The following is a 10,238-nucleotide window of genomic DNA, read 5'->3' on the forward strand; positions in this document are numbered from 1 at the left end:
ACGACCTGTGCGAACCGCTCCGAGTGTCGACCTGACCGCCAAGCGCGAATTGGCCCGTCTCGTCACCGAACTAGCCGTTGTCCATGGGCGCGTGACCTTGTCGTCCGGCAAGGAAGCCGACTACTACGTCGACCTCCGCCGGGCCACCCTCCACCACGCCGCCGCCCCCCTGATCGGCCGCCTGCTGCGGCAGGCCACCGCCGACTGGGACTACGTCGCCGCCGGCGGACTCACCCTGGGCGCCGACCCGGTGGCCCTCGCGATGATGCACGCCGCCGCCAACGCCGGTGAGGTCCTCGACGCCTTCGTCGTGCGCAAGGCGCTGAAGGAACACGGAATGCAGCGCCGGATCGAGGGCATCGAGGTCGGGGGCCAGCGCGTCCTGGCGGTCGAGGACACCTCCACCACCGGCGGCAGCGTCCTGACCGCCGTCGACGCGCTGGAAGAGGCGGGCGCGATCGTCGTCGGTGTCGCCACCGTCGTCGACCGGGGCACCGAGGCCCGCGAAGCCATCGAGGCTAGGGGTCTCCCGTACCGGTCGCTGCTCGATCTTGCCGATCTAGGCCTCTGACCAGGCGCGTCCTCCCGATCCGCAGGTACCGTGGGGTACTGGGGCTCGGGAGGATGCGCATGGCCGGTGTTCTCGCCGCGGTGACGATGATCGTGCACTTCATCGCGCTCCTCTACATCGGTCTCGGCGGCTTCCTGGCCTGGCACTGGCCCAGGTCGATCTTCATCCACGTCTTCTTCGCCGCCTGGGGCGTGATCGTCAACATCCTGCCGGTCACCTGCCCGCTGACGGCGATCGAGAACTACTTCCGAAGACAGCAGGGCTTCGGCGAGCTGCCGGGGGGATTCAATGAGCACTACATCATCGGGGTCCTCTTCCCGGAGGACTATGTTCAGGCCGTGGCAATCGGAGCGTTGATCGTGTTGGTGGTGTCCTACGTCGGTGCCTACGCCCGCCGGCACCGACCCCTGGTTCCCGCGAAGTGAGCGGTCCACCCGAAGACCCGGAGAGCGGCCCCACGGAGTGGGTGTTCGGCGAACCCGTAGGCGTCGGCCCATGGGAAGGCCCCTGGCCCACCGATGACCGCTACGACCCGGACCTGCTCGCCGAGGGCGACCGCCGCAACGTCGTGGACACGTACCGATATTGGCGACGGGACGCGATCATCGCCGACCTCGACACCCGCAGGCATGATTTCCACGTCGCCATCGAGAACTTCCAACACGACCACAACATCGGCACCGTCGTCCGCACCGCCAACGCTTTCGCCGCCCGCGCCGTCCACATCATCGGCAGGCGTCGCTGGAACCGCCGGGGTGCGATGGTGACGGACCGGTACCAGCACGTAGACCACCACGCGACGGTCGATTCCCTACTGGCGTATGCGAAAGCCGAAGGCCTGGCTGTCGTGGGTGTCGACAACACGACCGGCTCAGTCCCGATCGAAACGACAGAGCTGCCGCGAACGTGCGTGCTGATCTTCGGCCAGGAAGGGCCGGGTCTGACGGACGAAGCCCGAGCGGGCGCGGACCTACTGGTGTCGATCGCCCAATTCGGCTCGACCCGGTCGATCAACGCGGGAGTGGCGGCCGGCGTGGTCATGCACTCCTGGGTCCGAACCCACGCGGACCTCTCAAAGGCTTGGTGACTCTTAGCCGGGGCTTACTTCCACCGGGATTCCATTGAGCACTGCGTTTCCCGACAGGGCGTCGATGAGTAGTTCGTCCGCGAGCAGGTTGGAGTTGACGCCTGCGTGGGCGTTCGCCACGGTCATTCGGATTCCGGCTGCGTCGTGACCCCAGCCGTGGGGGATGCTGATGACGCCGGGACGGATGGTGTCGGTGATCTCGACCGGGACCTCGATCTTCCCCGTCCTCGACCGGACCGTCGCGGTGCCGCCGTCGCTCAGGCCGAGGCGGGTCGCGTCCTCTGGGTTCACCTGGGCTGTGCAGCGGTTCTTGCCGCGTACCAACGGTTCCAGGTTGTGCATCCACGAGTTGTTCGACCCCAGTTGCCGCCTGCCGATCAGCAACATCTGTCCATTCGGGACGTTCGTCAGCTCTGCGACCAACCTCGGGACGTCCTCGACCAGCGGTGGAGGTGCGAGTTCGACGCGGCCGCTGGGGGTCGCCAGGACATCCGGGATTCTCGGCTTCAAGGGGCCAAGATCGATGCCGTGGGGGGCGTTGAGGAGGTCCGCCAACGTCAGGTCATACGGCCCGCCGCGCAGGAGGATGTCGATCAGGCGTTCCGGGCCGGTCAGGTCCGCCGCCGGTTCCACGCCCGCCCTGGCCGCGAACTGGGTCGCCACGAAGTCGTCCATCGCCGCGATGTCGCTGCCCGCGCCGGTGATGATTCCGGTGAGGCGCAACAAGGTCTGCCATTCCTGCGGCTGGTCCGTCGGCAGTGCCGCCTTCGTCCAGTTCGCCACGTTCCGCACGGCGAACTGGTAGAGGGCGACGTCGTAGTGGGGGCGTTCCAACGCTGTGGGGCCGGGGAGGATGACGTCCGCGTGCCTACTGGTCTCGTTCAGGTAGACGTCCAGCGAGATCATGAAGTCCAGTTGCCCCAACGCATCCGACAGCCTGCCGGAGTTCGGGGTGCTCAGGCACGGGTTGCCGCAGACGGTGACCAGCGCGCGGACTTGACCCTCGCCCGGGGTCAGGATCTCGTCGGCCAGGGTGGCTACGGGGAGTTCCCCCAGCACCTCCGGCAGTTCTCGGACGCGGCTGTTCCAGCGGCCATGGGCGAAGCCCCGACGCCGTCCCGACTGGGCGTTCGCCTGACCTGCCGCGGCCAGTGGGAACATGGCGCCGCCGGGGCGGTCGAGGTTGCCGGTCAGCACGTTCAGCACGTCGACCAGCCAACTCGCGAGGGTGCCGAACGACTGCACGCACGTGCCGATCCGGCCGTACACAGCCGCGCTCGACGCTGCGGCGAGGTCGTGGGCCAGCTGACGGATGGTCTCGGCCGGAATGCCGGTGATCGGTTCGACCGCCGCCGGCGTGAACGGCTGGGCCAGCGCCCGGACTTCCTCGACGCCGGTGACGTGGTCGGCCAGGTGCGCCAAGGTGACCAGGTCGTCGGCGAACAGTGTGTTGACCAGGGCGAACAGGAACAACGCATCAGTGCCGGGGAGGATCGCGTGGTGCTCGTCGGCCATCTCCGCCGTGCGCGACCGGCGCGGGTCGAGGACGACGATCTTCCCGCCGCGCGCCTGGATCGCCTTCAGTCTGCCGCGCATGTCCGGCGCCGTCATCAGGCTGCCGTTGGACACCAGCGGGTTCGCTCCGAGCAGCAACAGGTAGTCCGTCCGGTCGACGTCGGGCACCGGGATGCTCATCGGGTCGCCGAACAGGTAGCCCGAGCTCAGGTGCTTGGGGATCTGGTCGACCGTGCTGGCCGAGTAGAAGTTGCGGGTCCCGAGGGCCTTGAAGAACACGCGCCCGTACAGCGCCGTCGACGTGTTGTGGACAGACGGGTTCCCCGCGTAGACGGCCACGGCGTCCTTGCCGTGGTCGGCGATGATCGGGAGCAACCGCGCCGAGATCTCGGCGAAGGCCTCATCCCACGTCGCCGACTCCCACACGCCGTCGCGCTTGATCATCGGCGTGCGCAGTCGGTCCGGATCATGGTGCAGCGCGCCAAGAGAGGCGCCCTTGGGGCAGATGAACCCCGCGGAGAAGACATCGGCCGCGTCGCCACGGACGGAGGTCACCCGGTCCCCATCGAGGGTGACGTCCAAGCCGCAGGTGGCCTCACACAACGGGCACGTGACCTGCTCGGTTCGCATCACCTCACCTTTCCACGACTCGGTGACATCTCCCCTCTCGCGGGACTTCGGAAACGATTCAGCCGTCACGATTGGTGTGTGACCCGGGGTACGGAGTACGCGGAGGGGGCTGCCGAGCAGTCACCTCAACTGTGGGCGGCCCGCGCCGCCTTCGCCGAGCAAGGTGTTCTGGCCCGCCACCTGCGCAGACTCTGGGCGATCCCCGGCACCCGCCTGGGCGTGGCCACCTGGCCCGCCTCCGTGCGCCACCGGTTCCTGGTCAACTGGAACTACTGGTGGCAGGCCAACCTGCTCGACTGCCTCATCGACGCACAGGTCCGCGCGCCGTCGCCCAACCGGCTGAGCACCATCCACAAGCACGTCCGCGGCATCCACCTGCGCAACTTCCGCCAGTGGACCAACGAGTACTACGACGACATCGCCTGGCTCGGCCTCGCCCTGCTGCGCGCCTCCGACGAGGTCGGGCTCGACACCGAGGACGCCCTCCACGCGATCACCGCCCGCCTCCGCGAAGGCTGGACCGACCATGGCGGCGGCGGCATCTGGTGGCGGCGCGGCGACAACCTCAAGAACGTCCCGGCCAACGGCCCCGCCGCGATCCTGCTCGCCCGATTCGCCCAGGACCGGGCCGACCGCCAGCGCGCCCGGTCGATGAACGACTGGATGGACGGCTACCTGCGCGACCGCGAGACCGGACTGCTCTTCGACGGCCTGCGGACCTCCCCGGACGGCGGCGTCGCCGGGCTCGTCGACATCGTCTACACCTACAACCAGGGCACCTTCCTCGGCGCCTGCGTCGAACTCGCCGCCGACGACCGCTCCGGCATCTGGGCGGAGCGCGCCGAGCGAACCATCCACGCCGTCGCCCACCACCTCGCCGTCGAGGGCGTCCTGCCCGGCAGGCGCGGCGGCGACGGCGGCCTGTTCGCAGGCATCCTCGCCCGCTACCTGGCGCTGTCGGCCATCCGCCTGCCCGAGGCGTCCGGCGACCTCGCGTCCTGGCTGGTGTTCACCACCGCCGACGAGGTCTGGCGCAACCGCGCGGTCGCCCCCAGCGGCCCCCTGTTCGGCGACGAGGCCGCCATCCCGGCCATCACCCCGCGCGGCCCCCGCGACGGCCGCGTCGAACGCGACCTGTCCGTGCAGGTGTCCGGCTGGATGATCATGGAGGCCGCCGCCGCGCTGGAAGGCCATGCCAGCATGGGGACATGAGCGTCCTTCTGGTCACCGGTGGCAGCAGGGGAATCGGGGCGGCGGTGTGCCGTCGGGCCGCCCGCGACGGATTCGACATCGTGGTCAACTACGCGGGCGACGCCACCGCGGCCGAGGAGGTCGCCGACGAGGTCCAGGTCCGCGCCCTGTTCGAGAAGGCCGACACTCTGGGTCCGCTGTCCGCCCTCGTCGCCAACGCCGGGATCACCGGCAACAGCCCCGGCAGGCTCGACGAGCAGAGCGTCGACACCTTCCGTCGCGTGTTCGACGTCAACGTCACCGGCGTCTTCCTCTGCGCCCGCGAAGCCGTCCGTCGATTGTCCACACGCGACGGCGGCCAGGGCGGCTCGATCGTCACGATCTCCAGCACCGCCGCCCGCCGTGGGTCCCCGGGCGAGTGGGTCCATTACGCCGCAAGCAAAGCAGCGGTGGAGACACTGTCCTACGGCTTGGCCCAAGAGGTCGCCGCGGAGGGAATCCGGGTCAACGTAGTCGCGCCCGGCATGGTCAACTCGGACCTGCATGCCGCCGCGGGCATGCCCGACCGTCCACGACGACTGGCGCCGAAGATCCCCCTGGGACGCGCGGGCGAGCCGGAGGAGATCGCCGAGGGCGTGGTGTGGCTGCTCAGCCCGGCGGCGTCGTTCGTGACCGGCGCGGTGCTGCCGGTCTCAGGCGGTTTCTGAGCGGGGTAAGGGAAAACTCGCGATCACCGTCGTCCGGTCTCCCTCGCGCAGCAGTTCGAACCGCTCGACCGAGGCGCGCAGCATCGGCAGCGCGCCCGGCGCGATCGGACCGCGGCCGCTGATCCGCAACACCACGTCGGTGTCCGACGCCTCGGCGACGACGGACACCGGACTGGCCAAACCAAGCGCTTCCTCGGCCGCCATCACCACGTCGCACGTGAGCAGCTCGGGCACGCCGCGCCCCAGCAGCCACTTGCTCAGCGACCGGCGAGCCACCGGCCACTCGTCCGCGGAACTGATCGCCAGCTCAGCCAAGACCCGTCTCCTTCGGACCGGAGTCGACGTGGTTGCCGGACCCTTCCGAGACGTCGCGCTGTCCACTGTGGCCGTTACGCCGTTTTACGACGTGGGAACGCACCCACAGGAACCGCGGTGCATCAGCTCGGGCGGCAGCAGCACGGTCTGCGGCGCGCGGTCGCGGTCGTCGAGCCTGGCCAGCAGCAGCCGGACCGCCGTGCGCCCGATCTCGTCGACCGGGTGCGCCATCGTGGTGATCGGCGGGTGCACGAGCTCGGCCCACTCGACCTCGTCGTGGCCGACGATCGCCAGGTCGCGGCCGATCTCCAGGCCATGCGCGCGCGCTTCGCGGAACGCGCCCGCCGTCATGGCACCGTTTCCGGTGATCACCGCTGTCGGGCGGTCCGGCACGGTCAGCAGCCTGCGCAGCGCCAGCACACCGTCCTCCGGCGTGGCCCCACCGCCCGCGACCAGGTTCGAGTCCCAGCGCAGCCCCGCCCGACCCAGACCGAGCCGGTAGCCGAGCGTGCGTTCCTCGCTCGCGGTCATCCACTCGACCCCGCTGATGAACCCGATCCGCCGGTGCCCGGCCGCGGCCAGGTGCGAGACCAGGGTCGACGTCGACTGGATGTTCTCCGGCCCCACCTGGTCGAGCTTGATCTTGTGCGACACCCGGTCGACGAGAACGGCGGGCACGTCGGTGCGGGCCAGCTGTTCGAGCGTCGCCGTGTCGCCGGGCGCCGGGGTGAGCAGCATGCCGTCGACCCGCCTGGCCTGCAGCTTGCGCACCGCGGTGCGCTCGCCGTCGGCAGAGTCGAGGGTGTCGCCGAGCAGGACGGTGTAGCCGGCGGCGCCGGCCTCGGCCTCGATGGCGTGGATGAGTTTGGCGAGGTGCGGGTTGGCCAGCAGGGACATGGCCACGCCGATGGACTTCGTGCCGCCGGTGACCAGCGACCGAGCGATGGCGTTGCCGGTGTAGCCGGTCGACTCGATCGCCTCTAAGACCCGCGAGCGCGTCGTGACGGCGACCGCGCGGGTCTCGTTCACGACATGTGAGACGGTGCTGATCGAGACACCCGCCAACTTGGCGACGTCCTCCATTGTGGCCACAGCGTTGTCCTGTCCGACTCCATCTGCAAACGCTTGCGCGCGGACCCTATCGGCAGTTAAGGAGTCATTATGCGGGGAGAGCCGATCTTTGCCGACCTGGTCCGGCGGGCGCAAGCGCTGGCGCTGCCAGGGCACCGGCGTGTCCTTGGGATCTGCGGACCACCGGGCTCCGGAAAGTCCACGCTGGCGGCCCGGATCGTCGCCGCGCTGGATGGGCAGGCGGCCCTCGTCGGTATGGATGGTTTCCACCTCGCCCAGTCCGAACTCGACCGGCTCGGGCGAGCCGACCGCAAAGGCGCCCCCGACACCTTCGACGCCGACGGGTACGTCGACCTGCTGCGCAGACTAAGGACGAACACCGACAAGATCGTTTACGCGCCGGAGTTCCGCCGCGAGATCGAGGACTCGATCGCCTGCGCGGTCCCGATCACCTGTGACGTTCCCCTCGTCGTCACCGAGGGCAATTACCTGTTTCTCTGGCCCGAGGTGCGGCCGCTGCTCGACGAGGTCTGGTACCTCGACCCCGATCCGGGGCTGCGCCGAAAACGCCTGTTCGAGCGCCATATGGCCCACGGCCGCTCGGCCGAGCAGGCGGCGGCGAGAACGGACGGATCGGACGAGCGCAACGCCCGCCTGGTCGCGACGACCGCGCGAACCGCCGATCTCGTCCTGCGAAAGATCGAATGACGACGGCACGGACCGTGACCTGACTGGGGCACTATGGCGGAAGGCAGCCGCCCGAACGGTGCCGAGAGGAAGGTCGTCCGATGCCCGGCGTTCGCCAGGTCGCTCTCACGGTGACGGACGTGGACCGCAGCGTCCCCTGGTACGAGCGCGTGCTCGGGTTCGCCACCGCCGTGCACGAGGATGAACCGGGCCTGCGCAAGGCGTTCCTCGACGGCTTCGGCATCACCCTGACCCTGGTCCAGCACCTCGGCGCCGAACGCGCGTCGTTCGACGAGAGCCGACCGGGCCTGGACCACCTGACGTTCCACGTCGACGAACTGCCGTCCTGGGAGTCCCGGCTGGCCGAGTACGGCGTCACGTTCACCGTGGAGACCGACGAGATCGCCGTCCGCGACCCCGACGGCATCCTGCTGGCGCTGCGCTCTACTCCGTGATCAGCACGGTGTCGACCGGCTTGTGCATCTCCTGGCGGTAGCGCCAGATGCCCCACGCGGTGCCGAGGACCATGAACGCCACGCTTCCCCAGAGGGCGGCCGTCTGCAGCCAGGGAAGCTCGTCGAGCAGGCCCGCGGCGTAGTACCCGGCCAGGACGAGCGTCGGGACCCAGGCGAGCCCGCCGATGGTCGTGGCCAGCGCGAACTTGCGGGGATCCATCTTGGCGGCGCCCGCGATGAGCGGGGCGAGGGTGCGGATCCACGGGATCCACCGGGCGAACACGATCGCCCAGAACCCGCGCCGGTCCAGGAACTCGCGGGCCCGGGACAGGTTGTGCTCGTTCATGACCTTGCCGCCGCGCCGGGTGATGATCGCGTGGCCGGTCTTGTGGCCGATGTAGTAGCCGAGCTGGTTGCCCGCCACCGCGACAACGGTCGCGGCCAGCGACAGCCACCACGCCTGGTGCTCATGGGCACCCTGCGCCAGCACGACGCCCGCGGCGAACAGCAGGGAGTCACCGGGCAGGAACAAGCCCACGATGAAGGCGCACTCGGCGAAGACGAAGCCGAGCACGATCGCCCAGACCAGCAGCGGGCCGGCGGAATCAAGCAGACCTGTAGCCAGGGTCACGCCGTCACACTACGTGCGACACCGGGCGCGTCGCAGGGGAATGAAGACCTATTCACCTGGCCTTGTCGCATCCGCAATCGCCGGGTCAGACGCCCCACCCACCCCGCTCGAGGACGGTGCGCGCCTCCCTGGCCTCGGCGTCCGCGTCGGCGGCCAGGCTGGAGTCCTGGGTGGAGGTCTCGACCTCGGTGACCCACCCCTCAGGCAGGACCCGCTCCGGCAGCTTCTCCCACTTGCTCATCCTTCGATGATGCCTGAACGGCGGGGCGGGGGCATGTGGCCGGTTGATGGTGATCAGGTGAGGACCGTGGGCCGGCGTGTGGTGCGGTTGTCAGAACGGTGCGGGCTCCTCGTGTGCGACAGGTGTGCGTGGGCGCGGCTCGGGCGGGCGGGCGGCGGGTAGGTCGTAGTCGATGAGTGGTTCTTGGTCGACGGCGTGGTTCTCGCCGGTGGGTGTGGTCCAGACGAACAGTCCTGGTCGGGTTTGTTTGAGGCGCCAGCCGGGTTGGTCTTTGAGTTTGTGGTGCAGCTTGCACAGGCAGCCGAGGTTGGGTGCGCTGGTGGAGCCTCCGTGGCTGTGGGGGATCGTGTGGTCGAGTTCGCAGGACGTCGCCGCCCGGTGACATCCGGGGAAGCGGCAGGTTTGGTCGCGCAGGCGGATGTGGCGGGTGAGGTCGGCGCCGGGGTGGCGGCGGGTGCCTGCTTCGAGGACTTTCCCGACGGGGTCGGTGAGGATCCGCCGCCACATGGTGTCGTGGTCGGTGATCAGTTCCTTGATGGCGATGTTCGGGACGGGGCCGTATCCGTCGAGGGTGCCGCCCAGGTTCGCGCCGAGCAGCACGGTGTAGGGCACGGCGACCTGGAGTTCGACGGTGACCCCGCGCCCGCCGCCGTGCACGACCAGGTCGTGGAGGGCGTCGGCGCGCAGGGCGTCGAGGGTGTCGGTGGCACCTTTGGCCCGCATGGTGCGGGCGATCTTGTCGATCATCAGGTAGACCGCGCGCAGGCGTTCGCCGGTGTCGTACACATCGAAGTGCGCCATGCCGTCCTCGGCGGCATACAGCTCGACCCGCCGTTCCCGGCGGCGTTGTTCACGGCGGCGGGCGGCGCCCTCGGGGTCGATGCGGTCTTTCTTGGCCCGCAGCGCTTGCCGCCACCCGGCGACGGTTTTGTGCTCGTGGCGGGCCAGGATCCACGCCTCCACCTCGCGGGCGTGTTCGTCGGACAGGGTGGCGGTGATTTCGGCCAGGGCGTGCGCCCGGGCCAGGTCGATCCGCCCAGCGGCCAAGGCGTCCACAGTGGACGGGAACAGGGTGGCCAGACGGGCGGCGCGGGCGACTTCGGTGGCTGCCCGGCTCGGTGTCCACGTCAACGCCGC

General features: G+C 69.5%; 13 protein-coding genes. 7 read left to right on the top strand and 6 right to left on the bottom strand.

The genetic code is table 11. From position 1 onward, the window contains the following. Positions 1-7 precede the first annotated feature (7 nt). Genes pyrE through ACRDSQ_RS03195 form a run of 3 tightly spaced genes read left to right on the top strand, consistent with a single transcriptional unit; the run spans position 8 to position 1,658 of the window. Positions 8-571 (top strand): orotate phosphoribosyltransferase, encoded by a 564-nt coding sequence (gene pyrE, locus ACRDSQ_RS03185; RefSeq protein WP_431418585.1) that lies wholly within the window; start codon positions 8-10, stop codon positions 569-571. A 59-nt stretch (positions 572-630) separates the two neighbouring features. Beyond that, the gene (locus tag ACRDSQ_RS03190; protein WP_431418588.1) at positions 631-996 is read left to right on the top strand and encodes a DUF2784 domain-containing protein; all 366 of its coding nucleotides are present in this window, start codon (positions 631-633) and stop codon (positions 994-996) included. After that, positions 993-1,658 carry a TrmH family RNA methyltransferase gene (locus tag ACRDSQ_RS03195; RefSeq protein WP_431418590.1) on the top strand — a complete coding sequence of 222 codons (666 nt, stop codon included), beginning with the start codon at positions 993-995 and terminating at the stop codon, positions 1,656-1,658. The genes ACRDSQ_RS03190 and ACRDSQ_RS03195 overlap by 4 nt, the downstream gene beginning before the upstream one ends. A 3-nt stretch (positions 1,659-1,661) precedes the next feature. Here the strand turns inward: ACRDSQ_RS03195 and ACRDSQ_RS03200 are convergent, their stop codons facing one another. Then, entirely contained in the window at positions 1,662-3,803 is a 2,142-nt protein-coding gene (locus tag ACRDSQ_RS03200; protein WP_431418592.1) for a molybdopterin-dependent oxidoreductase, read from the bottom strand. A 78-nt stretch (positions 3,804-3,881) separates the two neighbouring features. Here ACRDSQ_RS03200 and ACRDSQ_RS03205 point away from each other — a divergent pair, with 78 nt between their 5' ends. Next, complete coding sequence (locus tag ACRDSQ_RS03205) at positions 3,882-5,015, top strand: glycoside hydrolase family 76 protein (protein ID WP_431418595.1); 1,134 nt, start codon at positions 3,882-3,884, stop codon at positions 5,013-5,015. Next, positions 5,012-5,701, top strand: coding sequence for an SDR family oxidoreductase (locus ACRDSQ_RS03210; protein ID WP_431418597.1), 690 nt, complete (start codon positions 5,012-5,014; stop codon positions 5,699-5,701). Before ACRDSQ_RS03205 ends, ACRDSQ_RS03210 begins: the two co-directional genes overlap by 4 nt. Here the strand turns inward: ACRDSQ_RS03210 and ACRDSQ_RS03215 are convergent. Then, positions 5,687-6,016 (bottom strand): hypothetical protein, encoded by a 330-nt coding sequence (locus ACRDSQ_RS03215; protein ID WP_431418599.1) that lies wholly within the window; start codon positions 6,014-6,016, stop codon positions 5,687-5,689. The two genes, ACRDSQ_RS03210 and ACRDSQ_RS03215, sit on opposite strands and share 15 nt — an antisense overlap. A gap of 84 nt (positions 6,017-6,100) precedes the next feature. Next, the gene (locus tag ACRDSQ_RS03220; protein ID WP_431418618.1) at positions 6,101-7,099 is read right to left on the bottom strand and encodes a LacI family DNA-binding transcriptional regulator; all 999 of its coding nucleotides are present in this window, start codon (positions 7,097-7,099) and stop codon (positions 6,101-6,103) included. A 78-nt stretch (positions 7,100-7,177) separates the two neighbouring features. Between ACRDSQ_RS03220 and ACRDSQ_RS03225 the strand changes: the two genes are divergently transcribed. Both ACRDSQ_RS03225 and ACRDSQ_RS03230 read left to right on the top strand, forming a co-directional pair. Further along, entirely contained in the window at positions 7,178-7,795 is a 618-nt protein-coding gene (locus tag ACRDSQ_RS03225) for a nucleoside/nucleotide kinase family protein (protein ID WP_431418601.1), read from the top strand. A gap of 80 nt (positions 7,796-7,875) precedes the next feature. Continuing rightward, positions 7,876-8,229: a VOC family protein gene (locus ACRDSQ_RS03230; protein ID WP_431418603.1), complete on the top strand. Its 354-nt coding sequence runs from the start codon at positions 7,876-7,878 to the stop codon at positions 8,227-8,229. Here ACRDSQ_RS03230 and ACRDSQ_RS03235 read toward each other — a convergent pair. The 3 genes from ACRDSQ_RS03235 to ACRDSQ_RS03245 all read right to left on the bottom strand — a co-directional run. After that, positions 8,219-8,860 carry a DedA family protein gene (locus ACRDSQ_RS03235; protein WP_431418605.1) on the bottom strand — a complete coding sequence of 214 codons (642 nt, stop codon included), beginning with the start codon at positions 8,858-8,860 and terminating at the stop codon, positions 8,219-8,221. The genes ACRDSQ_RS03230 and ACRDSQ_RS03235 overlap by 11 nt on opposite strands. A gap of 85 nt (positions 8,861-8,945) precedes the next feature. Continuing rightward, entirely contained in the window at positions 8,946-9,101 is a 156-nt protein-coding gene (locus ACRDSQ_RS03240; protein ID WP_431418607.1) for a hypothetical protein, read from the bottom strand. A 90-nt stretch (positions 9,102-9,191) separates the two neighbouring features. After that, the coding region (locus tag ACRDSQ_RS03245; protein ID WP_431418610.1) for a DUF222 domain-containing protein at positions 9,192-10,238 on the bottom strand (1,047 nt) is incomplete at its 5' end.

The sequence above is a fragment of the Actinokineospora sp. genome (assembly GCF_050699995.1).
Lineage (GTDB): Bacteria > Actinomycetota > Actinomycetes > Mycobacteriales > Pseudonocardiaceae > Actinokineospora.